Source organism: Hydrogenophaga soli (assembly GCF_054777695.1).
Genome location: NZ_BAAHAK010000007.1, coordinates 100,818 through 125,086, shown reverse-complemented (window position 1 = coordinate 125,086; position 24,269 = coordinate 100,818). Strand labels below are relative to the sequence as shown.

Annotated in this window: 20 protein-coding genes and 1 pseudogene; 9 read left to right on the top strand and 12 right to left on the bottom strand. The window is 64.7% G+C overall.

Annotation, left to right across the window (positions count from 1 at the left end):
* The first annotated feature begins 1 nt into the window (after position 1).
* Both ACYVB7_RS13705 and ACYVB7_RS13700 read left to right on the top strand, forming a co-directional pair.
* Positions 2 to 1,345 carry an O-antigen ligase family protein gene (locus ACYVB7_RS13705; protein ID WP_460508594.1) on the top strand — a complete coding sequence of 448 codons (1,344 nt, stop codon included), beginning with the start codon at positions 2 to 4 and terminating at the stop codon, positions 1,343 to 1,345.
* Positions 1,336 to 2,529: a glycosyltransferase family 2 protein gene (locus ACYVB7_RS13700; protein WP_460508591.1), complete on the top strand. Its 1,194-nt coding sequence runs from the start codon at positions 1,336 to 1,338 to the stop codon at positions 2,527 to 2,529. Before ACYVB7_RS13705 ends, ACYVB7_RS13700 begins: the two co-directional genes overlap by 10 nt.
* A gap of 27 nt (positions 2,530 to 2,556) precedes the next feature.
* Here ACYVB7_RS13700 and ACYVB7_RS13695 read toward each other — a convergent pair whose 3' ends face one another.
* Genes ACYVB7_RS13695 through nth form a run of 6 tightly spaced genes read right to left on the bottom strand, consistent with a single transcriptional unit; the run spans position 2,557 to position 10,429 of the window.
* The gene (locus tag ACYVB7_RS13695) at positions 2,557 to 3,852 is read right to left on the bottom strand and encodes a hypothetical protein (protein WP_460508588.1); all 1,296 of its coding nucleotides are present in this window, start codon (positions 3,850 to 3,852) and stop codon (positions 2,557 to 2,559) included.
* Positions 3,849 to 6,179: a capsular biosynthesis protein gene (locus ACYVB7_RS13690; protein ID WP_460508586.1), complete on the bottom strand. Its 2,331-nt coding sequence runs from the start codon at positions 6,177 to 6,179 to the stop codon at positions 3,849 to 3,851. Before ACYVB7_RS13690 ends, ACYVB7_RS13695 begins: the two co-directional genes overlap by 4 nt.
* A complete protein-coding gene (locus tag ACYVB7_RS13685; RefSeq protein ID WP_460508584.1) occupies positions 6,176 to 7,246 on the bottom strand; it encodes a polysaccharide biosynthesis tyrosine autokinase in 1,071 nt (356 codons plus the stop codon). Before ACYVB7_RS13685 ends, ACYVB7_RS13690 begins: the two co-directional genes overlap by 4 nt.
* Positions 7,243 to 8,616, bottom strand: coding sequence for a Wzz/FepE/Etk N-terminal domain-containing protein (locus ACYVB7_RS13680; RefSeq protein WP_460508582.1), 1,374 nt, complete (start codon positions 8,614 to 8,616; stop codon positions 7,243 to 7,245). The genes ACYVB7_RS13685 and ACYVB7_RS13680 overlap by 4 nt, the downstream gene beginning before the upstream one ends.
* A gap of 22 nt (positions 8,617 to 8,638) precedes the next feature.
* Complete coding sequence (locus ACYVB7_RS13675) at positions 8,639 to 9,724, bottom strand: SLBB domain-containing protein (RefSeq protein ID WP_460508580.1); 1,086 nt, start codon at positions 9,722 to 9,724, stop codon at positions 8,639 to 8,641.
* Between the two features lie 51 nt (positions 9,725 to 9,775).
* Positions 9,776 to 10,429: an endonuclease III domain-containing protein gene (gene nth, locus ACYVB7_RS13670; RefSeq protein ID WP_460508578.1), complete on the bottom strand. Its 654-nt coding sequence runs from the start codon at positions 10,427 to 10,429 to the stop codon at positions 9,776 to 9,778.
* Between the two features lie 79 nt (positions 10,430 to 10,508).
* Between nth and ACYVB7_RS13665 the strand changes: the two genes are divergently transcribed.
* Entirely contained in the window at positions 10,509 to 11,747 is a 1,239-nt protein-coding gene (locus tag ACYVB7_RS13665) for an aminotransferase-like domain-containing protein (RefSeq protein ID WP_460508576.1), read from the top strand.
* Positions 11,748 to 11,764: 17 nt separating this feature from the next.
* Positions 11,765 to 11,935, top strand: coding sequence for a LiaI-LiaF-like domain-containing protein (locus tag ACYVB7_RS13660; RefSeq protein ID WP_460508575.1), 171 nt, complete (start codon positions 11,765 to 11,767; stop codon positions 11,933 to 11,935).
* 47 nt (positions 11,936 to 11,982) lie between these two features.
* On the opposite strand, the gene ACYVB7_RS13655 is transcribed toward ACYVB7_RS13660, so the two are convergent.
* The 4 genes from ACYVB7_RS13655 to ACYVB7_RS13640 form a co-directional block, all read right to left on the bottom strand.
* Positions 11,983 to 12,642, bottom strand: a complete 660-nt coding sequence (locus ACYVB7_RS13655) for a thioredoxin domain-containing protein (protein ID WP_460508573.1) — start codon at positions 12,640 to 12,642, stop codon at positions 11,983 to 11,985.
* On the bottom strand, positions 12,639 to 13,379 hold the full coding sequence (gene serB, locus ACYVB7_RS13650; RefSeq protein WP_460508571.1) for a phosphoserine phosphatase SerB: 741 nt from the start codon (positions 13,377 to 13,379) through the stop codon (positions 12,639 to 12,641). Before serB ends, ACYVB7_RS13655 begins: the two co-directional genes overlap by 4 nt.
* Before the next feature lie 61 nt (positions 13,380 to 13,440).
* Complete coding sequence (locus tag ACYVB7_RS13645) at positions 13,441 to 14,358, bottom strand: hypothetical protein (protein WP_460508569.1); 918 nt, start codon at positions 14,356 to 14,358, stop codon at positions 13,441 to 13,443.
* 218 nt (positions 14,359 to 14,576) lie between these two features.
* On the bottom strand, positions 14,577 to 14,720 hold the full coding sequence (locus ACYVB7_RS13640; RefSeq protein ID WP_460508891.1) for a hypothetical protein: 144 nt from the start codon (positions 14,718 to 14,720) through the stop codon (positions 14,577 to 14,579).
* 143 nt (positions 14,721 to 14,863) lie between these two features.
* Here ACYVB7_RS13640 and ACYVB7_RS13635 point away from each other — a divergent pair, with 143 nt between their 5' ends.
* Together ACYVB7_RS13635 and ACYVB7_RS13630 are read left to right on the top strand one after the other, a co-directional pair.
* Entirely contained in the window at positions 14,864 to 16,102 is a 1,239-nt protein-coding gene (locus tag ACYVB7_RS13635; RefSeq protein ID WP_460508567.1) for an ATP-binding protein, read from the top strand.
* Positions 16,099 to 17,097, top strand: coding sequence for a ParA family protein (locus ACYVB7_RS13630; RefSeq protein WP_460508565.1), 999 nt, complete (start codon positions 16,099 to 16,101; stop codon positions 17,095 to 17,097). Before ACYVB7_RS13635 ends, ACYVB7_RS13630 begins: the two co-directional genes overlap by 4 nt.
* 32 nt (positions 17,098 to 17,129) lie before the next feature.
* On the opposite strand, the gene mfd is transcribed toward ACYVB7_RS13630, so the two are convergent.
* A complete protein-coding gene (mfd, locus tag ACYVB7_RS13625) occupies positions 17,130 to 20,651 on the bottom strand; it encodes a transcription-repair coupling factor (protein ID WP_460508563.1) in 3,522 nt (1,173 codons plus the stop codon).
* 167 nt (positions 20,652 to 20,818) lie between these two features.
* Between mfd and ACYVB7_RS13620 the strand changes: the two genes are divergently transcribed.
* Positions 20,819 to 21,958: a branched-chain amino acid ABC transporter substrate-binding protein gene (locus tag ACYVB7_RS13620; RefSeq protein ID WP_460508560.1), complete on the top strand. Its 1,140-nt coding sequence runs from the start codon at positions 20,819 to 20,821 to the stop codon at positions 21,956 to 21,958.
* A 165-nt stretch (positions 21,959 to 22,123) separates the two neighbouring features.
* Here the strand turns inward: ACYVB7_RS13620 and ACYVB7_RS13615 are convergent.
* Positions 22,124 to 22,906: pseudogene (locus ACYVB7_RS13615) on the bottom strand (cyanophycinase); the annotation flags it as partial.
* Between the two features lie 46 nt (positions 22,907 to 22,952).
* Between ACYVB7_RS13615 and ispD the strand changes: the two are divergent.
* Complete coding sequence (ispD, locus tag ACYVB7_RS13610) at positions 22,953 to 23,729, top strand: 2-C-methyl-D-erythritol 4-phosphate cytidylyltransferase (RefSeq protein ID WP_460508558.1); 777 nt, start codon at positions 22,953 to 22,955, stop codon at positions 23,727 to 23,729.
* Positions 23,726 to 24,253: a 2-C-methyl-D-erythritol 2,4-cyclodiphosphate synthase gene (gene ispF / locus ACYVB7_RS13605; RefSeq protein ID WP_460508556.1), complete on the top strand. Its 528-nt coding sequence runs from the start codon at positions 23,726 to 23,728 to the stop codon at positions 24,251 to 24,253. Before ispD ends, ispF begins: the two co-directional genes overlap by 4 nt.
* Positions 24,254 to 24,269: the final 16 nt, after the last annotated feature.

Here is a 24,269-nt window from a genome sequence, read left to right as displayed (position 1 = left end):
CATGCCTGCCCAACACCAGACGCCCCAAGCCGTGACCCCGGCACTCCGCATGGACCAGCGGCTGGCCCTGTGGCTGTTCCTGGTGGCCGCCGGTTTTGCCGTGCTGCCCACCGGCTTGTCGTGGAACTTCGAGCCCAACCCCGAGATGCTCGAAGGTTCGTGGGTGCGCAAGCTGCAATGGAGCGGCCTGTTTGGGGTGGCGGCCCTGTTGGCCTGGCGCACGGGCTTCAAGGACCTGTTTCGTTACGTCTGGGTCAACCCCTTTCTGTGGTTGCTGATGCTGTATGCCGCCGCGTCGGCGTTCTGGAGCCCGTTCCCGGCCCTGGTCGTTCGGCAGATGGTGCAGTACGGCGGTGTGCTGCTGATCGGCTTTGTGCTGGCGCACGCGTTGGGCGACCGCCTGCTTTCCTTGGTTCAGGGCCTTTTTGCGGTGCTGATGGCGGTGTTGCTGGTGTCCGCCCTCATGGTGCTCATCAACCCGACGGTGGCCCTGGAAACCGAGGTGGGCATTGAAGGGGCCTGGCGCGGCATCCTGGAGCAGAAGAACATCCTGGGCATTGCCTGTGGCATCAGCATGTTGTTGTGGGTGTATGTCCAGACGCAGCGGCCCATGGGGTGGTGGCGGGCGGGAGCCACCTTGGGGCTGATTTTTTTGTGCCTGCTGAAATCACGCAGCTCGTCCAGCCTGTTCTTCGGAATCCTGGCGTGCACTCTCTACCTGGCGCTGTTTCGGCAGCACGTGCGGGCCCCGGCCTTCCTGGTGCGCGTGGTGGTGATGATGGGGCTGTTGCTGGTGTCGACCTTGGTGGGGTTCTTCCTCGTCAACGACCGCTTTCCGGGGGCCGCGGACATCCTTGGTCCGTTCTCGGCGTTGTTTGGCAAATCGGCCGACCTGACCGGACGGGGCGACATCTGGGTGTACATGTGGCAGTCCATCGAAAGCCACTGGTGGCTGGGTTCGGGCTATGCGTCGTTCTGGCTGGGGCCGGGTGGGCCTTCCCAGTTCATTGCGGATGCGCTTCGCTGGAATGTGCCCTCTGCTCACAATGGGTACCTGGACGTTCTGAATGAACTGGGGCTGTTGGGCCTGGCGCTGTTTGCCTTGCAGCTGTTGTTCCATTTGCGCAACCTGGTGGTGTTGGCGTCGCTGCGGCGGCAGGAGTTTGCGTTTCACAGCGGCTTGTTCATCATTTTCCTGGTGTCCAACCTGTCTGAAAGCACGGCGTTGCGGGTGACATCGTTCCTGCAGTTTCTGTTTTTCATGTCCATGTTGATGGTGCACCACGCGGTCTACCGGCATTGGCATCCCGCGGTGGCAGGACAGGGGACACGTTCATGGGCTTGAGTTGGGTGGAGTGGTTGGGCAGTGCCTGGCTGGCGGTGTTGAGCGTGCCGGTGGCGGTGTTTGTGGCTGAAATCCTGATGGCATTGCTGCCCCGCCGCCAGTCCCCAGTGTCCGGCCCCCAGGTGCCGTTGCAGGCCTACGCCGTGCTGGTGCCCGCCCACAACGAAGGGACCCACCTGCGCCACACCCTCCAGTTTCTGCTGGCCACCCCCGATCCCATGCGGCGGGTGCTGGTGGTGGCCGACAACTGCACCGACGACACCGCGGTGGTGGCACGCTCCCTGGGTGTGGAGGTGGTGGAGCGCCACGACCCGGATCGGCGGGGCAAAGGGTATGCCTTGCAGTTTGGCGTGGACCACCTGAAAGCCCTTGCCCCCGCCACGGTGGTGGTGATCGACGCCGATTGCACGGTGTCTGGCACCGACGTGCAGCGGCTGGCCCACGAATCGCAACACAGTGCCACCCCGGTGCAGGGGCGCTACCTGATGCATGCCCGCCCGGGGTCCCCGGTGGGGGCCAAGATTTCGGAATTCGCCTGGCTGGTGAAAACCAGCGTGCGTCAATCGGGGCTGGCGCGCATGGTGGGGTGCTGTCAGTTGTTGGGATCGGGGATGGCCTTTCCGTGGGCAGTGTTGTCGCAGCGGTCCTTGGCCACCGGGCACATCGTGGAAGACTTGAAGCTCACCACCGAGTTGGCGCACGACGGTGTGTTTGTGCGCTTCATGCCCAGTGCCCGGGTGGACAGCGAGTTCCCCACGTCCGACGCGTCCCGTGCACAGCAAAGCCGCCGCTGGGAACATGGCCACTTGTCCATGATCCTGAGTGCGTGCCCCCGGTTGTTGGTGCAGGCCCTGAAAACGGGGGACTGGCGACGGGCTGGTCTGGCCTTGGACATGCTGGTGCCCCCGTTGTCCTTGCTGGTGGTGCTGGTGATGGCACTGGGCGGGGTCATCACCGCGCTGGCTTGGTGGTTCGAACCCGCCCGGTGGCTGGCACCATGGGCGCTGGGGCTGGGGGTGTTGATGGGCGGTGCCGTGCTGTCGGCCTGGGCGAGTGCCGGGCGGCAAATTCTGACGGTGCGCGAGCTGTGGCAGATTCCGCGTTTCATCTGGGCCAAGCTCGACATCTACCGCCGTTTTGTGCGGCAGCGCGAGCAAGACTGGAAACGGGCGGACCGAGAGTAAGACCTCGGCCCCCACCACCCCCTTCGGTCACTGGAACGGCCAGGCGGGTCGGGCGTTGCGGGTCGTGGCCCCGCTGAGGTTTTCGTAGGTGTAGTCCACCCCCAGCCGGAACACCGACTGGTGCGCCTTGTCATCCACGCGCCGCGTGCGCTGTTCGCGGGCGGCCTCGGCAAACAGGTTCAAACCCGAGTCCAGCTGGTACTGCACCCGCAGCAGGCTGCGCTGGCTCCGGGCATTGAGCGGGCTGCCCACCCCAGCGCCGGGCAGGAGCCGGTCGGACTGCCGATCCCGCTGGAGTTGCAGCGCCGCGGTCAGCTTGTGGCTGGGCGTCCACGTCACCCCGATGGAGCTGCCTTGCAGGCTGGACGAGGCCACCGTGGGGTCGGTCACGTCAATGGGCTGGTGCCACCATTGGCCATCGGCCCGCCACATGGGGGACAGGGCGTACCCGGCCCACAGACGGTACAGGGTGGTTCGCCCGGCGTCCGGGGTGCCCAGGTTGTCTCGGCGCTGGCGTGATGCGACGCGCCCTCCCACCTGGGTGAGCGGGCTGATGACCCAGACCGCATCGGCAAACCAGTCGGTGTTCCGCTCGGTGAATGCGTTCGGGCCCGAAGGGCTGGCCAGCCGTTCGGGGTAGGTGTTCCGGGTGCGGGCCACGCCCACCTGCAGGGCACTTCCGGTGGGTGACTTGTACAAGACCCCCGCAGAGCCGTGCACCCGGTCCACATCCAGGCGACCATGGGTGAGCTGATCCTGGTGTTGGGTGTTTTCACCGCCAATCAGCAAGGGGACCGACAGTTCCGGGGTGATGTGCAGCGTCACCCCGCCCATGTGCCACTGGCGGGTGATGGGGTCCAGCTTGGGGTAGGTGTCGTCAAACGGGTAGGGGGTTCGCGACTGTCCGACGGCCCACTCGCCCCGCACCAGGTCCGAGTAACGCCACGTCAGGCGGGCTTGGGTGTCGTGGGTCTGGTGGCTGACATCCCCCGCACCGCCAAAGTGAACCGATGCCAGGCGGGTGCTCAGCACCAGCTTGGTGTCATCGGACACCAATGGAATGCCCACGCCCAGGTCCACGGCATGCGTCCGGGTGGAGGTGCCCAGGGGCGCATGCAGGGGCGGGGTCGAGCCTTCGGTGTCATCCTTGAACAGGTTGCTGTTGTGCCCCAGGCTGGTTTCCAGCTTGAGGCTCAAATCCACGGTGGCGTGGGTGGCGCCGCTGCCCAACAGGGCCAGCAGTGCACACGCCACGCGAATGGGGTGGCTGGTGGTCTGGTGGGCATGCCTTGAACAAGGGGTGGGGCGGGGTGAGTCGGTCATGGTGCGGTCAATTCAAACCAAAGGGCCGTCTGGGCCGGTGTGGCGTTCAGCCGGATGTGATGCTGCCCAGCGGCGGACGACACCATTTCGGGCGGCAGCGGCGCACGGCGGCTGCCATTGGGCTGGAGGGGGTACACCACCAGTTGCGCTGCCGGGTGGCTCAGGTGCAGTTGCCGCACGTCGCGCCGCAACCACAAGGGGCCTTGGGCCGTGCGGGAGCCGGAGGGCACATTGCCGCTGCCCACGGCGGGCTCCAGCGTGCTCCAGTCCGTCGCGTGCCGGTAGGGCACCAGCGCCACGGGCCGGGCCGGTCGGGCTCCGGGCAGGCTGCCCACCACCGGGGTCGGCAGGGCCAGCAGCAGGTGTTTGGATTCGGGCACGGGCAAACCGTCGAGTGACATCAGCCACAACGCCAGGGGCTCGTCCGGTTGCGGGGTGTCGAGGGTCACGCTGCCAACCGTGGTGTGCGCCGCTCCCGATGACTGCCCCAGGATGAGCTGGTGTGTGGGTGTGTTCAACGTGGTGAGTCGGTCCGCGGGCGCGTAGGTGAGGGGGCTGCCCCCGCCCGCCCCGGACGTCACCGACGGCCCCTTGGGTTGCAGCCCCACCCGCTGCCGCACCGCGGTCTCCAAGGGCACATGCAGCCGCTGCTGCACATGACGCACCCAGGTGTCGGGCCGCCGATCGGTGGCGGCACTGAACCACAGCGCCGCGTCGGGGGCTGGAAGTGCCAAGTTGGGTGTCAGCGGGGCCAATCGGCCATCGCGAAACAGGTGGGCGGCCATGCCCACCGTGCTGAGTTTGGGCCAGTCGCCCTGGAGGTTGAAGTTGTGCGGGGTCACCCGGGCGTCGTGGCGCAGGGTGTAGTCGAAAAAGTACAAGCCATCCCAGTCTTGCAACGCCGCCACCGCCGCGGTGAGGGCCAGCACTTCGTGCCCCCAGGTGGACGGGTAGGGTTGATTGAACTCGCTGACCACAAAGGGCCGTTGCGGATCCCGATGGGTGGCCAGCGCCAGCAGGTTCTCCAGTTCACCGCCGGACATGGGGCGATTGCGGATGCGCCAATCGGTGTCGGACCACGTGCCGCCCGGGAACTCCGGGTGGTCCACGTAAAAGTGGGCGTCCACATAGTCCATGCCCGCATGGGACACAAAGGTCAGCGGTGCCCCAAAGTTGACTTGTGTGCCGGTCACCGGCAGGGTGGGGCGGGTGGCGTCGTGCACGGTTTGGCGCAGGGTCTGCACAAAACGGCGGTCCACCTCGGCCACAAACTGCAAGGTGTCCAGCACCTTGGGGTGGATGGCGGTCAGGTCAGGGAGGGCGGCCGACGCGTCTGCACGCGACGCAGGCCAGGTTTTGGCCAGCCACTCCCGCCCCTTTTGGGTGAGTTTGCGCCACAGCCCAGGAGTGGCTCCGCCTTGCAGCTTGTCCGCTTCTTCCGGTGTGAGCAGCGCCAGGTCGGTCACGTCACAGGTGCGGGTCTGCCAGTGCTGACAGGCCACCGCGAGGGAGCCATGCCGCTGTTTCAACCATTGCTGCCATTGCCGTTCCAGTTCCACCGCATAGGGGCCGCGGATCTGGCGCGTCCAGGTGTTTCGGTCCCAATCCAGCCAGGTGCCCGCCAGAGAGGATTCGTTGATGATTTCAACCTGCGCCAGCGCAGGGTTGTCCTTGAGCCCCAACGCCGCCAGGAGCTTGCGTGCGTGCTCGATTTGCCGCGCCACCAGCACGGGGTGAAACACATGCACCGCCGAGCCCAGGCCAGGCGAGGTGCCAGCGTCGTCCAGCGCCGGGACGCCGTCGATCTGGGGCCGGAAGGCGTAACCCACCATCAGGTTGAGGTTGATGTACAGGCCTTGCTGCTTCAGTTCGTCGATGAAGGTCTTCAGCCGGGCCACGGCTCCGGCGTGCAGGCTGGGGTAGGCCGCTTCGGTGAGGGTGGAGCGGAACACCGCCGGGTCGGACGTCGGCAGGGTGTCCAAATGGTGAAGCCGCACCGCATTGAACCCCATGCTGCGCAGGGTCTGGGCCACTTCCCGGGCCTGTTCAGGGGCGGGAAAGGCGGCTTCGTGGGTGAGGTTCACGCCAAAGAGGCGCACCCGGGTGTCGTCCGCGGTGCCCGGGCGCAGGTCCCGCCCCACGCGCTTGAACTGTGCGCCCACCACACTGAGGGCATCGGCGGCCTCCAGGGGTTTGTTCAGTGCACTGGCGTCGGCGGCCTGCACCATGGGGCCCCAGCTTGGGGTGAACGGAACCCAGGTTTGGGCCTGAACGGACGGCAGGACCCAGCCCATGCAGACCAGCCACCATGCCACGGCCCGTTTCATTCGGAGTCCGTGCTGCGTCCCATGCGCCCCAGCCACCGCCGCAACAGGCCCACCGACATGCCCGCAGGGGCGGGAACGGTGTTGAAGAACGAGCCCAGGATGCGAACGGATGTGGTTTCCATGTCGCGGTAGGCCTTTTGCAGGGCCGTGATGCTGGTCGAGTCCTTGCGGCACACCATGATGACGTTGCCGGCCTGTGGCGCAATGATCTGGGCATCCGGCCCCACCCGGGTGGGCGGGGTGTCGATGATGATGACTTTCACGTCGGGCCTGAACTTGTCCAGCAGTTCGGACAGCGCGGGCTGGCTGAGGATTTCGCTGGGGTTGGGGGGTTTGGGCCCCGCGGTGATGACGTTCAGGTGGTCGGTGACGGTGTGCGACAGGTCCAGCGTGGGCAGGGTGCGCCCCACCAGCATGGTGGACAGGCCGGTCTTGTTGCTCAGGTCGAAGAACTGGTGCTGCGCGGGTTTGCGCAGGTTGGCGTCGATCAGCAGCGTTTTCAGGTTGAGCTGGGCAAAGGCAATGGCCAGGCTGGCGGCCAGGTGGCTCTTGCCTTCACGCGAGTTGGGGCTGACCAGCGTGATCACCAAGCAGTCTTGCTCGCCCGTGCGCAGCAGGATTTCGGAGCGGAAGCGCCGAATGGCCTCGGCCTCCGCGCTGTAGGGGCTGTGGGAAATCAGCAGGCGGCTGCTGATCTTGCGTTGCGAGCCACCACTGTGCCTGGCAATGGTCTGGTAGTTGAACTGCCGGGCCAGCACCTCGTGCACGTCTTCTTCGGTGAGCAGGCCCATGCGGATGGCGGCCTCGCCAAACCGGATGCGCTTGCGCCGTTGCAAGCGCACGATGCGGACCACTTCGTCCTGGGTGAGCTTCTTGGCGTTGACAAACGCCTGGCCCATGCGTCCGGCCAGGTCGTCGGGCGAGACATCGCCAGAGCCTTCTCCGATCATGGACACCAGCTCGCTGTCGCGGAACTGGCTGGTCTGGATGGACTCGTCGGATTCCGAGTGTCGGAACAAGGGCGAAACCCCCTCGGGCGCATGGCCAGGTTTGTCGCGCTCGGTCATGACGCCCCCAACACAGGCACGGGCAGGCCGCCCTGCAGGTCTTCCGCGCAGCGGACCCGGCGGTAGCTCAGCTCCAGCAGCAGAGCACACAGCAAGCCCAGGATCAGCCCGCCCGGGACGCTGACGATGATGTTGTTGACGATGTTGGGCTTGGAGTGGCGCACCGGCCGCTCAGCCCACTGCAGCACGGCAATGGTGGGGGTGTTGACGTTGCTTTGAATCAGGATTTCGTCGTAACGGGCCACGGCGGCGTTGTACACCTGCTGGGCACTGGCCAGTTGGCGCTGGTACGAGGCGATGACGTCGCGGTGCTTCTTCATCTCCAGCATTTGCTGCTGCCGCGCCGCAATGTCCCTTTGCAACTGCCCGGCCTGATCGGCAAAACGGCGCTCTTCTTGCTCGATGGACTGCAGCGCGCTGCTGGCGGCCCGCTCCAGCTGGGACACCAGGGCGTCGCGGTCGGCGAGCAGGGCCTTGTACTTGGGGTGGTTGGGTCCCAGCACCCCCGAGGCTTCACTGAGGCGACTGTCCACGTCGATGAGCCGCAACCGAATGTCCCTCACCCCTTCCAGGCGGGAGATTTCGGGCACGTCCGACACCTTGGTGCCGCCCGCCACCAGGCTTTGCACGGCCCGCTTGCGGGTGCCGGCCTCGGCCATGGAGGCCTGGATGCCCAGCAAGCGGCCATTGAGGTCGGCGAACTGGCGGGCGCCGGTGTCCAGCCGCTCGTCGGCGTCCAGAATGCCTTCGCGCTGTTGGTAGGCGGTGATTTCACCCTGGATGCGGTCCACCTCGGTTTGCAGGGCCAGCAGCTGGGCGCTGTACTGCTCCTGCCGGGTCTTGGCCGGGGCCGTGTGGATCTTGCTGGTGATGTCCATGTAACCCTTGATGGCGGCGTTCAGGGCGTCGCGGGCAAACGCAGGGTCTTTGGCCGAAAACTGCAACTCCAGCACACGGCTGTTGCGCCGGGGCACCACTTCCAGGTCGGCGGAAATGGCCTTGAGCAGGGTGTTGCGCACCACGGCTTCGTCCTTGCCGTTGGCCAGCTCACGCATGGCCGGTTGTTCCATGGCCCGGGTGCTGTCGATGATGTGGCGCACCACGTCGTCGCTGCGGATGATGTCCACCTGCGTGGCCATGTAGCTTTCGTCCTGCATGGCCGAAAACTGGCGCCCCAGGATGGGGTCGGCCCCGCGGTATTCGATGTAGATCTCCGCTTTGGCGGTGTAGGTCTTGGGCAGCGCCAGCGAAATGCCGATGGCGGCCACCACCGTGACCATCGACACCACGCCCATGAGCGTTTTGCGGGCAGCCAGCATCGCGCCGATCTGTGTCAGCGAGATGCCTGGGTCATGAAGGGTGTTCTGCATGCGCGGCGTGGGGCGTTGGGTTTCAGAACAGGCGTTCGTCCACGTGGATGACGTCGTCGGGTTCCACGGGGGTGGTCAGGGTGGCGGGCTGTTCGTGCGACACCTTTTGCTCATCGGTCCGGTGGATCTTGATGCGTCGGCTGGAGCCGCGTTCGGTGATGCCACCGCCAATGGACAGGGCCTTCATCACGTTCATGCCCGGCTCCATGGGGTAGGCCCCCGGACGCCGGACTTCGCCCAGCACATAAAACTGTTTCTGGACGCCCACAAACACCACGTCGTCGTTCTTGAGCGTGGCGTCGAGCTGACCCCGCAAACCGCCGCCCGTGGTGTCGAGCTGGATGCGGATTTCCTCACGCACGCCCAGATCACCCGACGCCGGGGTGTCCGGTTTGCGCAGCAGCATCACCTGGCGGTCGGCCCGCTGGGTCAGGCCCCCCGCGGTGGCCAGGGCCTCCAGCACCGTCATGCGGCCTTGCAGGGGGTAGCGCCCGGGGCGTTGCACCTCGCCCATGACCGAAACCTGCTGGCTGCGCAGCTGCCGAATCTGCACCGACACGCCCGGGTTCTTGAGGTAGCCACCTTCCTTCAGCCGACGGGCCACCAGCGTTTCCAACTGGGCCGCCGACAGGTTGAGCACGTTGAGCGTGCCAATGAGCGGCACCATGATGAAGCCGGTTTCGCCCACGGTGACTTCGGCCGACAAATCGGGTTGGCCGAAGACGGTGATGGCGATCTGGTCGCCCACGCCCAAGGGCGCTTCCTGTTCGCGGTTGGGGCGTGCAGCGGGGGCGGCGGTGGGGGTGAGCACAGCGTCAGCCACAGGCGCGGGAGCAGGAGCAGCCACCGGGGCTGGCGCTGGCACCTCGGCGGCCGGTTGCAGTCGAACCTGGGGCTGGTCCAGGGCCAGGATGAAGTCGTTCAGGGGGTCTTCCCACACCGGGGCTGGACCGCGGGGTACCGCGCCCGGCGCCGGGGGATTTTCCAGCGCGTAGGCCAGTTTCAGGTCCCAGGCCCAGACCGACAGCGACTGCACCATCCAGAACGACGTCAACACCAGCGACCACAGCAGGCGCTTGAAGACGGAGGAGGCGTTGCTGGACGTCATGAACAAAAGGGCGGTGGGGGTGGGGGCGTGGAGCAGCCGACGTGCTGCATTCTAGGGGTTACACCCCGGGCTGGTGGGGTTGGGGGGCGCGGCGTCGCACCACGCGGCCACCTGGCAGCTGTTGCATTGCGGGGCACGGGCTTTGCACACATACCGCCCGTGCAGGATGAGCCAATGGTGGGCGTCCTTGAGAAATTCCGCGGGCACGCGCTTGAGCAGCTTCAGCTCCACCGCCAGCGGTGTTTTGCCGGGGGCCAGCCCCGTGCGGTTGCTGACGCGGAAGATGTGCGTGTCCACCGCCATGGTGGGTTCGCCAAAGGCGCAGTTCAGCACCACGTTGGCGGTCTTGCGGCCCACGCCGGGCAGGGCTTCCAGCGCTTCGCGGGTGCGGGGCACCTGGCCGCCGTGCCTTTCGAGCAGGATCTGGCAGGTCTGCAGCAGGTGTTTGGCCTTGCTGCGGTACAGGCCAATGGTCTGGATGTACGACTCCAGGCCCTGCTGCCCCAGCGCCAGGATGGCCGCCGGGGTGTTGGCCACCGGGAACAGCAGGCGCGTGGCCTTGTTCACGCCCACGTCGGTGGCCTGGGCCGACAGCAACACGGCGGTGAGCAGCTCGAACACCGAGGTGAATTCCAGCTCGGTTTGCGGGGCGGGGTTGGCGGCCCGCAGGGTGGTGAAGAAGGGTGCGATATGCTCTTTTTTCATGGGACTTCAATTCCCTCCAAATCAACCGGCGTGTCCGTCTCGGTGCGCCTCAGTGGCCTCAGGCCTGAAAGTATCAACCATGCAGTTTGCCGATCGTCTGAACAACGTCGAAACCTCCGCCATCCGGGAGCTGTTCAAGCTCCTGGGCAAGCCCGGCATCATCAGCTTTGCCGGGGGCTTCCCCGACGCCGCGCTGTTTGATGTGGACGGCATCCGCGAAGCCACCCTGGCCGCGCTGGCTGAGGAACCCGGTGCCGCCTTGCAGTACGGTGCCACGGAGGGCCACGGTCCGCTGAAGGAGCAGTTGGCCCAGTTCATGAATCAAAAAATGGCTGCATCGCTTTCAAATCAAGCGCAAACAGCTATCAAAAAAGAAGCGACTGCGCTGGCGGCAGACCAACTCATCGTCACCACCGGCAGCCAGCAGGCGCTGGACCTGATCGGCAAGACCATGATCAGCCCCGGCGACAAGGTCATTGTGGAAGGCCCCACCTTCCTCGCCACCATCCAATGCTTCCGCCTGTACGGCGCCCAATTGGTCACCGCGCCGGTGGACGGGCAGGGCGTGGACGTAGAGGCGTTGGAGCGCCTGATCGTGGAGCACAAGCCCAAGCTGGTCTACCTGATCCCCACCTTCGGCAACCCCAGCGGTGCCACCCTGACGCTGGAGCGTCGCCTGCGCGTGCTGGAACTGGCCGCCCAGCACCAGGTGCTGGTGGTGGAGGACGACCCCTATGGCGACCTGTACTTTGACGCCGCCCCGCCCCCCAGCCTGCTGGCCCTGGCCGACAGCGTGCCGGGCAGCCGCGAGTGGCTGGTGCACTGCGGCTCCCTGAGCAAGGTGCTGTCGCCCGGCCTGCGCGTGGGCTGGATGATTGCCCCGCCCGAGCTGCTGGCCAAGGCCACCATGTGCAAGCAGTTCAGCGACGCCCACACCAGCACCTTTGCCCAGGCCACCGCCGCCCAGTACCTGAAGGCCGGGCGCATGCCCGCCACGCTGGCCAAGGTGCGTGCCGTGTACGCCGAACGCGCCCAGGTCATGACCGAGTCCCTCACCCGCGAACTGGGCGATGCCGTGAGCTTCGTGGCCCCGCAAGGCGGCTTGTTCGTGTGGGCGCGGCTGACGGGGGCGAACGGCAAGCTGGCCGACGGCAACGTGTTGGCCAAGAAGGCCATTGACCAGGGCGTGGCCTTTGTGCCGGGCTCGCCGTTTTTTGCCTCCAACGCCGATGCGGCCACCTTCCGCCTGAGTTTTGCCACCGTTGGCACCGACCGCATCGTCGAAGGCGTCAAGCGCCTGGCCGCGGCACTGGCCTGAACCCCCAAGGAGTCCCCATGAAAGGCAACTTTGCCGCCATCGTCCTCATCCTGGTGGGCAGCTATTTCCTGCTGTCCAACCTGGGGCTGCTGAACATCAGCATGCGGGAAATCATCGCCACCTGGTGGCCCGCCATCCTGATTGCCTTGGGCGTGAGCATGCTGTTCACCCACAAAGGAAAAGGTTGAAAAACAATAGCAGTATACGCTTATATATAAAGCGCTAGAGGCTGTTTTTACATTGGATTTTGTTGGGCCCACCACAGGCGGGCACGCATGCCCAGCTCGGTGGTGTAGCCCGTGGCCACGCTGCTGATGCGGCCCTGCGGGTCCACCACCAGCCACACGGGCACCATGGGCAGCCCGTAGCGGCGGGCCACGTCGCCGTGGGGGTCCACCGCGGTGGTCCAGGTCCACCCTTGTTGGGCCATGTACCGTGCCACCCGGGCCGCATCGCCCGAGCGGCTGGCCACGGTCAGCACCGGCCAGTCGGCAGCCACGCGGGACACGGACGAGGCTTCGGCCTTGCAAAACGGGCACCAGTCCGACCACAGGTGCACAGCCACCGCCCGCCCCGGGTGGGCCGCCCGCCACTTGGCCAGGCTGATGGACGCCGGGCCACGCCCCTCTGCGGTCACCGTCGCCGTCACTGCGTTGAGCCCCAGCGTTGCCTGCCCTGCGGGGTGGGCAGCGCTCCCGGCCTGGGGCAGCAAGGGCAAGCGGAAATCGGGCGCAGGCCCTGCCGGGACATCCCGGGTCTGCCACAGCTGCACCGCCACCCAGGCCACCACCGCCGTCAGGGCCGTGACCCCGTGGCTGCACCAGTTCACCTGCCGCCAACGGGCTCGCAGGCCCGACCCGGGCAACGGCGACCGGACGGGCTGGCGCAGCGTCAAGGCTGCACCACCTCCAGCAACCGGTCCAGGCCCCCTTCGTTGATGGCCACCCGGGCCTGCTCCCGCACCGCGGGTTTGGCGTGGTAGGCCACCGACAGGCCACCAGCCTCCGAGCAGGCTTTCATCATGGGCAGGTCGTTGGCGCCATCGCCCACGGCCATGCACTGCGACAGCGGCACGCCCATCAGCGTGGCCACTTCCAGCAGGGTGCGGCGCTTTTCGGCACCGTCGCAGATGTCGCCCCAGGGCTGGTCGACCATGCGGCCCGTCAGCACCCCACAGCTGGGGCCGGCTTCCACCTCCAGCACGTTGGAGCGGGCAAAGTCCATGCCCAGGCGGGCCTTGATGCGGTTGGTGAAAAAGGTGAAGCCGCCCGACACCAGCAGCACCTTCAGCCCAGCGGCCTTGCAGGCGGCCACCAGGGTTTCGGCCCCGGGGTTGAGTTGCAGGCGGCGGGTGTACACCTCTTCCATGTGCGCCACGGTCACGCCCTTGAGCAGGGCCACGCGTTGGCGCAGGCTGTCCTTGTAGTCGGTGATTTCGCCACGCATGGCCGCTTCGGTGATGGCGGCCACTTCGGCCTTGCGGCCAGCGGCATCGGCAATCTCGTCCACACACTCGATGTTGATCAGGGTGGAGTCCATGTCGAAGGCCACCAGCTTGAAGTCGCTCAGGCGCAGCGGGGGGGTGAAGTCCTGGACCACCAGACCGGGTGCGGGGGTGAATGGGGTGCTCATGTTGTTGACAAAAAATCAGAGGTTGAAAATGGCAGTTGCCGCTTCCGTGGCGGCACTTGGTTCAGTAGCCCTTGCGCTGGCTGATGTCGATGCGATTCTGTGCCGCCTCCAGCCATTCTTTCCACGTGCGGCGTTCGTTGGGCGGAGTGCCTTGCAGCACTTCAAACATCAGCAGCGGGTCCCCTTCGGACCAGTATTCGTCGCGCACGCCAATTTCAATCGACTTGGGCAACGCCCTGATGGACGCGCCATGCAACGTCGTGAACACGGTGCGTTTGTGGCTGTGAAGCGTGATTCTTCCTTCGGGGTCCAAGTCGATGAACCAGTTGATGCCACCCTTGTCATGGGTGCCGACTTCGCTGTACTTGCCCGAGAACCCCGCGGCTTCTCGCCACTTGGCAATCTGCCCAGCCAAGTCCAGAGAATTGGTCGCCTCCTCGGCTTGGGCTGCCCGTGCGGCTTCTTCGAGGGCTTGGGCTTCAAGGGCGGCGGCCGCCTCTTGCTCGGCTTGCAAGGCTTGTGCTTGTTCCTGTTCAGCGAATTTTTTCAGTTTGTCGGCCCACAGGGTGAGTCGGGTGGCGAAGGCCTGAAAGCTCGTTGCCACCGGTTCAGGCAAACCCTGCAACAGAACCGACGCATGGTCACTGGCCTTGGGCTCATTGCCGAGTGCGCCGGGGGTGTGGAAGGCAATGTCAAAGGTGTTGGAGGCCTGACTTGCTGAGTGCCCGTCTGATGCGACCGGGGTGCGTGCCACGCTGACCTGCAACCCTGCGGCGGGCAGGCAAAAGTCCGAAGCACCGTCGTGGTTTTGCTGAATACCGCCTTGCATCGCCGTGACCTTGATGATCCCGGGTTGTGCGCTGACCTTGACGCATTTGGCGGCTTGTTGCATTTCCACTGAAAACGCGTGCGCTTCAAAACGCACGCCGCCGGCAACCTTGACCGTGCGGGTCTGCAGCCGTTTGGCGTTCTGCTGCATGTAGGACCAGACCAACCAGACCAGCGCTGCCAAGCCGACCAAAAGCACAAGGGAAATCAACACACTCATCTACAGCCCTTTCGACCGCAATACCCAGCAGGCCCGTTGTGGTGGGCCATGCCCTGTTTTGAGCCCGTTTCAACGAGCGGCCTGCCACAGGTCCATGGCGAACCGTTACTCATTCTCTTATAGCATGGCCCCGACGCCTGCAAGAGGTTTCAAAAGCCATCAGGCCAATGGCGCGCCCAACCCTCGCAACACGTCGCGCACCAGCTGCGCCGGTCCTTGGCGTCGGGCAGGGCGCGTTCGATGCGCAGCTTCTCGTTGCCCGCCAGCTTGATGTGTTTGTTCTTCTGGATCATCTGGATGTTGGCGCTGGTTACTCGAAGTTTGCGGGGGGCAGGCCACAGTATGCTGAAGGTTTGCGAATGCCCTGGCCGCTGTTTTTGGCAACGATGCCATGACGTTGATACCCGAGAGCGTGGTTTGAGGGCGAGAATAAGACATGACCGTGAACCCCTTGACCGACGAAGAACTGCTGGCGCTCATCCAAGATCTTGAAAGCGACCGAGCGGAGCGCAAACAGACCTGGAAAGGCGATGCACCTGAAAAAGGCCGTCAGGCCGTGTGTGCGTTTGCGAACGATTTGCCGAACCACCGTTTGCCCGGTGTGCTGTTTGTCGGCATCAAAGACGATGGTTCGCCCATGGGGCCTGAATTCGTTGTGACCGACGATTTGCTGATGACTTTGGCCGACATCAAAACGGACGGCAAGATCGTGCCTCCACCGACGTTGACCGTGGCCAAACGGCACTTGCTGGGGCGCGATGTGGCGGTGGTGACGGTGTGGCCCTCCGATGCGCCACCGGCGCGGCTGGACGGACGTATTTGGATACGCACTGGGCCGCGCCGTGGCCTCGCATCGGCACAGGACGAGCGAGTGCTGAACGAGAAGCGCCGCTACCGCGATCAAAGTTTCGACACCCACCCGGTGGGGGGAAGCACTCTGGATGACCTGAGTCGTTCCTACTTTGAAAACGAGTATCTGCCCCAGGCCGTGGCTCGGGATGTCCTGGAGGCCAATGGCCGCAGTTACGAGGAACGGCTGGCCTCTCTGGGCATGATTGCGAGCGTGGACGATCCGACACCTACCGTGGTGGGGTTGCTGACGCTGGGCAAGAGCCCGCGTACCTGGGTGCCGTCTGCCTATATCCAGTTCCTGCGCATCCGTGGCACACAGTTTGGCGACCCGGTGGTGGATGACCCCGAAATCGACGGCAATCTGGACACCATGCTTCGCAGGCTGGATGACAAGTTGAAGGCGACACTGTCGGTGTCGGTTGATTTCACATCGGGAACCACCACCGAGGTGCGTGCAACGCCTTACCCGTTTTCTGCGTTGCAGCAGATTGCGCGCAATGCGGTCATGCACCGCACTTACGAAGGAACGAATGCTCCGGTGCGCATTTACTGGTTTGACGACCGAATCGAGATCACCAATCCCGGCGGACCGTATGGCTCGGTGACGCGAGAGAATTTTGGTCGCCCGGGGGCAAGCGACTACCGCAACCCTGTGTTGGCTGGTGCGCTCAAGAACATGGGCTTTGTGCAGCGCTTTGGCTTCGGCATTGCAGAGGCGCGGCGGGCGATGGCCGCCAACGGAAACCCGATGCCAGAGTTCCAAGTTGAACCCTCCCATGTGCTCGTCATTCTCAGACTGGCTTCAGTCGGAGGTGTGCAGTGAGCGTTCCAGTCCTGACCTTTTTCAACAACAAAGGCGGTGTGGGCAAGACATCGCTGGTGTTTCACCTTGCCTGGATGTTCTCGGAGATGGGCAAGCGCGTGGTGGCCATTGACCTTGACCCTCAAGCCAACCTGACTTCTGCCTTTTTGCCCGAAGAAACCCTGGAAGAGCTGTGGGACCCACCCAGCCCTGCCACGGACGGAACCACCATCTTCCGATGCTTGGAGCCGTTGACCAAGGTTGGGGACATCCGACGGCCTGTGACTCAAACCATCAACTCGCGGTTGCATGTGGTACCTGGAGACTTGGCATTGGCAGGGTTTGAAGACCAGCTTTCGGGTGCATGGACGGCGGCCATGGATTCCAACCCCCACAACCTGTACCGACCTTTCCGATTGCTCACAGCCTTTTGGCAAGTGGCTCAAATGGCGGCGCAGCAGCACAGCGCGGAGTTGATTCTGGCGGACGTGGGCCCCAACCTCGGTGCCATCAACCGCTCCGCATTGATTGGCAGTGACCATGTTGTCATTCCCCTGGCAGCTGATTTGTTTTCGCTGCAAGGGCTGCGCAACCTGGGGCCAACGCTTGCAGGTTGGCGTGCTGATTGGGCCCGGCGAACGAGCAATTGGGCACAACCCGACTTTGATTTGCCCAGCGGTGCCATGAAACCCGAGGGCTACATCCTGATGCAGCACATGGAGCGCCTGTCCCGCCCAGTCAAGGCGTACAAGAAGTGGGGGGACCGTATTCCTGTCACCTATCGGGACAGTGTGCTGCGGCAATCGGTTGGCAGCATGGCCAACGATGGCAATTGTCTGGCTCGCCTCAAGCACTACCGAAGCTTGGTGCCCATGGCCCAGGAGGTGCACAAGCCCATTTTTCACCTCAGTTCTGCCGATGGCGCAATCGGCAGCCACTCGCAAGCAGTGCGCGCTGCTTGGAGTGACTTCAAGGCATTGGCCGTGGCCATCGAAGATCGGATCTGGCCTTTGTGACTTGAAAAAGGCCATCCCGCGCCACCGGTGGATCAGGCCGCCAATGGCGCGCCCAAGCCCCGCAACACGTCGCGCACCAGCTGCGCCCGGTCCTTGGCGTCGGGCAGGGCGCGTTCGATGCGCAGCTTCTCGTTGCCCGCCAGCTTGATGTGTTTGTTCTTCTGGATCATCTGGATGATGGCCATGGGGTCGATGGGCGGGTTGGGCTTGAAGGTGATGAGGATGACGCCCGGTGTGGCATCCACCTTCACCACACCGTAGGGCGCACTCAGCACGCGCAGGCGGTGCACGTCGATCAGGGTTTGCGCCTGCGGCGGCAGCTTGCCGAAGCGGTCCACGATTTCCTCCAGCAGCCGGTCGATCTGGTCGGCGTTTTTGGCCGTGGCCAGCTTTTTGTAAAAGCTCAGGCGCAGGTGCACGTCACCGCAGTAGTCGTTGGGCAGCAGGGCGGGGGCGTGCAGGTTGATGTCGGTGGCGGCGCTCAGGGGTTTGAGCAGGTCGGGCTCGCGCCCGGCCTTGAGGCTGGCCACGGCTTCGCTCAGCATCTCGTTGTAGAGCTGGAAGCCCACTTCCAGCATGTTGCCGCTCTGGTTTTCGCCCAGCACCTCGCCCGCACCGCGGATTTCCAGGTCGTGCATGGCCAGGTAGAAGCCGCTGCCCAGTTCTTCCATGGCCTGGATGGCCTCCAGCCGCTGCTGGGCCTGTTTGGTCAGGCCGTCGATGTCGGGCACCAGCAGGTAGGCGTAGGCTTGGTGGTGGCTGCGGCCCACGCGCCCGCGCAACTGGTGCAGCTGGGCCAGCCCGAACTTGTCCGCCCGCGCCATGATGATGGTGTTGGCCGTGGGCACGTCAATGCCAGTTTCGATGATGGTGGAGCACAGCAGCACGTTGAAGCGCTGGGCCACAAAGTCGCGCATCACCCGCTCCAGCTCGCGCTCGGGCATTTGGCCGTGGGCAATGGCAATGCGGGCTTCGGGCAAAAATTCTTCCAACTTCTGGCGGCGGTTTTCGATGGTTTCCACCTCGTTGTGCAGGAAGTACACCTGCCCGCCGCGTTTGAGCTCACGCAGCACCGCCTCGCGGATCACGCCCTGGCTTTCGTTGCGCACAAAGGTCTTGATGGCCAGGCGGCGTTGCGGGGCGGTGGCAATGACCGACAGGTCACGCAGGCCTTCCAGCGCCATGCCCATGGTGCGGGGGATGGGGGTGGCGGTGAGGGTGAGCACGTCCACTTCGGCGCGGAACTGCTTCATGGCCTCTTTGTGGCGCACACCAAAACGGTGCTCTTCGTCGATGATGAGCAGGCCGAGGTTCTTGAACTGGGCCTTTTCGCTCAGCAGCTTGTGGGTGCCCACCACGATGTCCACCGTGCCGTCGGCAATGCCTTTCATGGCGGCGGTGATTTCCTTGGCCGAGCGGAAGCGGCTCATTTCGGCGATCTTCACCGGCCATTTGGCAAAGCGGTCCACCAGCGTCTGGTAGTGCTGCTCGGCCAGCAGGGTGGTGGGGGCCAAAAAGGCCACCTGCATACCCCCAGTCACGGCCACAAAGGCCGCGCGCAGGGCCACCTCGGTCTTGCCAAAGCCCACGTCGCCGCACACCAGGCGGTCCATGGGGCGGGGCGAAATCATGTCCTGGATGACGGCGTGGATGGCGGCCTTCTGGTCGGCGGTTTCTTCAAACCCGAAGTCGTTGGCGAACTGTTCGTAATCGGCGGCGCTGTAGCGGAAGGCATGGCCCACCCGCGCGGCGCGGCGGGCGTAGATGTTGAGCAGCTCCGCCGCGCTGTCGCGCACCTGCTCGGCGGCCTTGCGTTTGGCTTTTTCCCACTGGCCGCTGCCCAGTTTGTGCAGCGGGGCTTCGTCGGCGCTCACGCCGGTGTAGCGGCTGATGAGCTGCAACTGGCTCACCGGCACGTACAGCGTGGCGTTGTCGGCGTATTGCAGGTGCAGGAACTCTTGCAGGGCAGGGCTGCCGTCGGCGTTCTTTTCGCCCAGATCCATGTGGATGAGGCCCTGATAACGACCGATGCCGTGCTGGCTGTGCACCACGGGGTCGCCCACGTTCAGCTCGCTCAGGTCCTTGATGAGGGCCTCCACGTCGCTGACCTGCTCCTGCTTCTTGCGGCGGCGGGTGGTGGGGCCGGCGGCAAACAGTTCGGTTTCGGTGACGAGGTCAATGCCCGCGTCGTTCCAGGCAAAACCCACGGTCAGGGCTGCGGTGGCAATGCCCACAGGTTCGTCGCTGGCCTGGAACTCGGCCAGGCTGTCGAAGGCGGGCGGGTTCAAGCCGCTGGCGCGCAGGAAGTCCAGCAGGCTTTCCCGGCGGCCGTCGCTCTCGGCCAGCACCAGGGCGCGGTGGGGGCTGCTGCGAAGGTGGGCCTTGAGGCGCTCCAGCGGGTCGGGCGCACCCCGCACCACGGTCATGGAATTTAATGCAGAAAATTCGGCCCATGCGCTTTCAGATGAAGCGCTGGCAGCTATTTTTTCTGAAGCATCTGCCACGCCGGAAGGCACCCGCAAGGCCAACTGCGGGTGGGGCTTGGCCCGGGTGTAGAACTGTTCGGCGCTCAAAAACAGCGTGTCGGGGGGGAGCACGGGGCGCTCGGGGTCGCCTTGCAGCAGGCGGTGGCGGTCCCGGGTGTCTTGCCAGAAGCGCTGGAAGGCGGCCTCCAGGTCGCCGTGCAGCACCACGGTGGTGCGTTCGCCCAGGTAGTCGAACACGGTGGCGGTGTCGTCAAAAAACAGGGGCAGGTAGTACTCGATGCCCGCGGTGGCCACGCCGTTGCCCATGTCCTTGTAGATGCGGCTTTTGGTGGGGTCGCCATCGAGCCGTTCGCGCCAGCGGCTGCGGAATTTGGCGCGGGCATCGTCATCCATGGGGAATTCGCGCCCGGGCAGCAGCCGCACCTCATTGACGGGGTAGAGGCTGCGCTGGCTGTCGGGGTCGAAGGTGCGGATGCTGTCGATTTCGTCATCGAACAAGTCCACCCGGTAGGGCACGGGGCTGCCCATGGGGAACAAGTCGATCAGGCCGCCGCGCACGGCGTATTCGCCCGGGCTCACCACCTGTGTGACGTGGTTGTAGCCCGCCAAGGTGAGCTGGGCCTTGAGCCGGGATTCGTCCAGCTTTTGCTTGACCTTGAAGTGGAAGGTGTACCCCGCCAAAAAGCTGGGTGGGGCCAGGCGGTACAAGGCGGTGGTGGCGGGCACCACCACCACGTCGGCGCCGTCGGCATCGGCTCCGCCATGGCCCCTGTGGTGGATGCGCCACAGGGTGGCCAGGCGCTCGGAGATCAGGTCCTGGTGGGGGCTGAAGGTGTCGTAGGGCAGGGTTTCCCAGTCGGGAAACAGGGCGCAGCGCAATTCGGGCGCAAAAAACGCCATCTCGTCGATCAGGCGCTGTGCATCGATGGCGTCAGCGGTGACGATGGCCATGCACTGCCCCTGTGCGGCTTGCTGCTGCCCCAGGTGGGCCAGCAGCAATGCATCGGCCGAGGCCGGTGGAAAGGGCAGGGTGTGGCGTTTGCCGGGGTTCAGCTTGGGGAGGTTCATCGGATCGAATCGGGTACAGAACTTGCTAGTTTGCCACTGGTCGGTGTGCCTCATGGTTTTCACCAGGGGGGGGGTCAAAGCGGTTTTTCGTCCATACAATCCGCTCCGCCTACTCGGCAGGATCCCAAGCTACCGGCCGGGACCTTTTTTATTGGAGTCAATCGAACATGCAATTCAAAGCAAATGTGATCCTGGGTGCTGCCGCTCTTATCCTGGGCGGTACTGTTTACGCTCAGGAACTGGTCGTCAAAATCGGCCACGTCGGTCCTACCAGCGGTGCCATTGCCCACTTGGGCAAGGACAACGAAAACGGTGCCATCATGGCTGTTGAAGAGCTCAACGCCAAGGGCGTGACCATCGGCGGCAAGAAGGCCAAGTTCGTGCTGGTCGCTGAAGACGACGCAGGTGACCCCAAGCAAGGCACCGCCGCTGCTCAGAAACTGGTCGACAGCAACGTCAACGGCGTTGTGGGTCACCTGAACTCTGGCACCACCATCCCCGCTTCCAAGCTGTACGCTGACGCTGGCATCCCCCAAGTCAGCCCCTCCGCCACCAACCCCAAGTACACCCGTCAAGGTTACAAGACCACCTTCCGCGTGGTGGCTGACGACGTGGCTCTGGGCGGCTCCCTGGGCAAGTACGCTGTGAACGAACTCAAGGGCAAGAACATTGCCGTGATCGACGACCGTACCGCTTACGGTCAAGGCGTGGCTGACGAGTTCGAAAAGGCCGCCAAGGCCGCTGGCGCCACCATCGTGGGCCGCGAATTCACCAGCGACAAGGCTGTGGACTTCAACGCCATCCTGACCAACATCAAGGGCAAGAAGCCTGACGTGATCTTCTTCGGTGGCATGGACGCTGTGGCCGGCCCCATGATCCGTCAGATGAAGTCCCTGGGCATTGCTGCCAAGTTCATGGGCGGCGACGGCATCTGCTCGGGCGAGCTGCCCAAGCTGGCCGCTGGTGCCATGGCCGACGGCCAAGTGGTTTGCGCTGAAGCCGGTGGTGTCGAAGGCGCCGCCAAGAAGGGCATGGAAGACTTCTACGCCGCTTACAAGAAGCGCTTCGGCCTTGACGTCCAGGTGTACGCTCCGTACGTCTATGACGCTCTGAACACCATGGTGGCCGCCATGGTCAAGGCCGGTTCCGCCGAACCCGCCAAGTACCTGCCTGCTCTGGCCGCCATCGAATACAAGGGCGTGACCGGCAACATCGCTTTCGACAGCAAGGGCGACATCAAGAACGGCGCCCTGACCCTGTACACCTACAAGGGTGGCAAGCGCGAGCAAATCGCTGTGGTTCGTTGATTCCCACAAGGATTCTGACCGCATCAAAAAGGGGCCTTCGGGTCCCTTTTTTTGTGCATGCGCCTGTTCCAACAGACGGATGGCTTCGTGCAGACCCTGGGGCAGTCGCCTTGCGCCAGTGGGACGTGGTTCACCTTCGGGCACGGCGGTGTAACGGTGACCGCAAGGCAATGCATGGAGTTGCAAACCCAGCATTTCCAATGGTTCATCGGGTCCCAGATCGCGGACGTTGGTTTCCATGCGCCGACCATCCACCAGCGTGACGTTGCCGTGTCCCACCACTTCAATGCCCTGGTCGCGGGTGATGACCAATGCCGTGTCTTCATCGATGCCCACGCCCAGCAGGTCGGGGCGTTGGGCAATGGCCGACATCAGTCGAGCCAGGCGTCCGCGTTCGTTGAAGTGCTGGTCCACGATGGCCCGGGGCACCAGCCCCGGCCCAATCTCCAGGCTGATCACATCCTTCTCCGGGCGCGGGGTTGCTTCACCAATGGCCAGCATGGCCCGGGACATCACCGCCGCCCCTGCGCTCGTGCCACCGATGGTGCATCCCCGCAAATGAAAGGCCAGGTGGATGGCCCGAGCCGCCGACGTCTCCCACAGGCACTCCATGAGGCGGCGCTGATCCCCGCCCGTCGGGAACACGCCATCGGCGGTCAGGATCTGGTCGGCCACGGCAGCGGCGTTGGCTTCTTCGACGGACGTGATGCGCAGGTGCTGAACCTGCGTCAAGCCCAGGGATTGCAACAGGGGTTGGTAGCCTTCCCATGCCCCATCGGGATCACCGCTGGCGGCCGTGCACAACACGATGTGCGCTTGCGGACCTCCACACAGTTCATCAAACCGATGCCAGACCGCGCGGTCCTGGAGCCGGTCTTCAGCCCCACCGACGACCACCAGATGGCCTTGCTTTCGCCCAGGGGACGGGCGAGAGGGAGAAAGAGCCATGGGGCGTATTCAAAGCAGAACGGGGCATACGACAATCGACCCCAGAATGAGTTCCAAGAATATGCTTTCTTCATTGCAACCCCGTTGCCATGCCTTGGTTCCGTGCGGCGGCACCGGGTCCCGAGCCGGGGTGGGGGTGCCCAAGCAGTACCGCAGGGTGGCCGGTCGGTCTGTGCTGGCGCATTCACTGGCGGCCTTGACGGGTGTCATGCGCTTGGCGCAAGTGGTGGTGCTGGTGTCCCCGGACGATGCCCACATTGACCGCTTTCCGCTGGAGGGAACCTCGGATGCGGGGCCCCAGTGTGTGGTGGCCCGTTGTGCGGGGCCGACCCGGGCGCACACGGTGGCCAATGGCTTGGCGTGGTTGTCGGCGCAGGGTGCCCAACCCCAGGACTGGGTGCTGGTCCATGACGCTGCGCGCTGCCTGGTCACGTCAGACCAGGTGAACCGGTTGATGGACGCTTGCCTGCCCGATGCCATCGGCGGACTGCTGGCGCACAAATTGCCCGACACCCTGAAGACCTGCCGTGATGGCCGCGTGGCATCCACCGTGCCCAGGGAGGACAAGTGGTTGGCGCAAACCCCGCAGATGTTCCGCTTGGGTGACCTGAGCCGTGCGTTGTCGGTGTCCCAGTTGTCAGACCATGCCCACATCACCGACGAAGCCAGTGCCATGGAGGCCGTGGGCCTGTCGCCGTTGCTGGTGGAAAGCGGCGCTGAAAATTTCAAGCTCACCTACCCCGCAGACTTCGCCATGGCCGAGGCCATTCTGCAAGCGCGGGGCGTGGGCACATCCACCCATGAACGTCCCGTTTCACCATGACCCACTCGCCTGACCGTGTTGACCACAACCTGCTTCCGCCTTGGCGCGTGGGGGAGGGGTGGGATTGCCATGCCTTGGTGCCCGGACGTCGGCTGGTGCTGGGCGGGGTCACCATCCCGCACAGCCATGGACTGCTGGGGCACTCGGACGCCGATGTGCTGTTGCATGCCATCACGGATGCCGTGCTGGGCGCTGCCGCGCTGGGGGACATTGGCCGACATTTTCCCGACACCGACGAGCGCTTTCGCGGAGCCGACTCCGGTCGCTTGCTGGCGGAAGCCATGCGCCGGGTGCGGGAAGCGGGGTATGCGTTGGTGAACGTGGATGCCACGGTGGTGGCCCAGGCCCCCAAGTTGGCGCCGCACATGGCGGCCATGACGGACAGTGTGGCCTCGGCGTTGGGGGTGCGGGCAGATCAGGTCAACCTCAAAGCCAAGACCGCGGAGCGGTTGGGTCCGGTCGGGCAGGGCTTGAGCATGGAAGCCCGGGCCATCGCCATGTTGGTGAAGACGCCCCGGGTTTGAACGCCGCGGGGGCGGA

Coding starts and splice junctions, on each gene's coding strand:
- ACYVB7_RS13705 (WP_460508594.1), top strand. CDS start 2: ATGCCTGCCCAACACCAGACGCCCCAAGCCGTGACCCCGGCACTCCGC.
- ACYVB7_RS13700 (WP_460508591.1), top strand. CDS start 1,336: ATGGGCTTGAGTTGGGTGGAGTGGTTGGGCAGTGCCTGGCTGGCGGTG.
- ACYVB7_RS13695 (WP_460508588.1), bottom strand. CDS start 3,852: ATGACCGACTCACCCCGCCCCACCCCTTGTTCAAGGCATGCCCACCAG.
- ACYVB7_RS13690 (WP_460508586.1), bottom strand. CDS start 6,179: ATGAAACGGGCCGTGGCATGGTGGCTGGTCTGCATGGGCTGGGTCCTG.
- ACYVB7_RS13685 (WP_460508584.1), bottom strand. CDS start 7,246: ATGACCGAGCGCGACAAACCTGGCCATGCGCCCGAGGGGGTTTCGCCC.
- ACYVB7_RS13680 (WP_460508582.1), bottom strand. CDS start 8,616: ATGCAGAACACCCTTCATGACCCAGGCATCTCGCTGACACAGATCGGC.
- ACYVB7_RS13675 (WP_460508580.1), bottom strand. CDS start 9,724: ATGACGTCCAGCAACGCCTCCTCCGTCTTCAAGCGCCTGCTGTGGTCG.
- nth (WP_460508578.1), bottom strand. CDS start 10,429: ATGAAAAAAGAGCATATCGCACCCTTCTTCACCACCCTGCGGGCCGCC.
- ACYVB7_RS13665 (WP_460508576.1), top strand. CDS start 10,509: ATGCAGTTTGCCGATCGTCTGAACAACGTCGAAACCTCCGCCATCCGG.
- ACYVB7_RS13660 (WP_460508575.1), top strand. CDS start 11,765: ATGAAAGGCAACTTTGCCGCCATCGTCCTCATCCTGGTGGGCAGCTAT.
- serB (WP_460508571.1), bottom strand. CDS start 13,379: ATGAGCACCCCATTCACCCCCGCACCCGGTCTGGTGGTCCAGGACTTC.
- ACYVB7_RS13645 (WP_460508569.1), bottom strand. CDS start 14,358: ATGCAGCAGAACGCCAAACGGCTGCAGACCCGCACGGTCAAGGTTGCC.
- ACYVB7_RS13640 (WP_460508891.1), bottom strand. CDS start 14,720: ATGATCCAGAAGAACAAACACATCAAGCTGGCGGGCAACGAGAAGCTG.
- ACYVB7_RS13635 (WP_460508567.1), top strand. CDS start 14,864: ATGACCGTGAACCCCTTGACCGACGAAGAACTGCTGGCGCTCATCCAA.
- mfd (WP_460508563.1), bottom strand. CDS start 20,651: ATGAACCTCCCCAAGCTGAACCCCGGCAAACGCCACACCCTGCCCTTT.
- ACYVB7_RS13620 (WP_460508560.1), top strand. CDS start 20,819: ATGCAATTCAAAGCAAATGTGATCCTGGGTGCTGCCGCTCTTATCCTG.
- ispD (WP_460508558.1), top strand. CDS start 22,953: ATGAGTTCCAAGAATATGCTTTCTTCATTGCAACCCCGTTGCCATGCC.
- ispF (WP_460508556.1), top strand. CDS start 23,726: ATGACCCACTCGCCTGACCGTGTTGACCACAACCTGCTTCCGCCTTGG.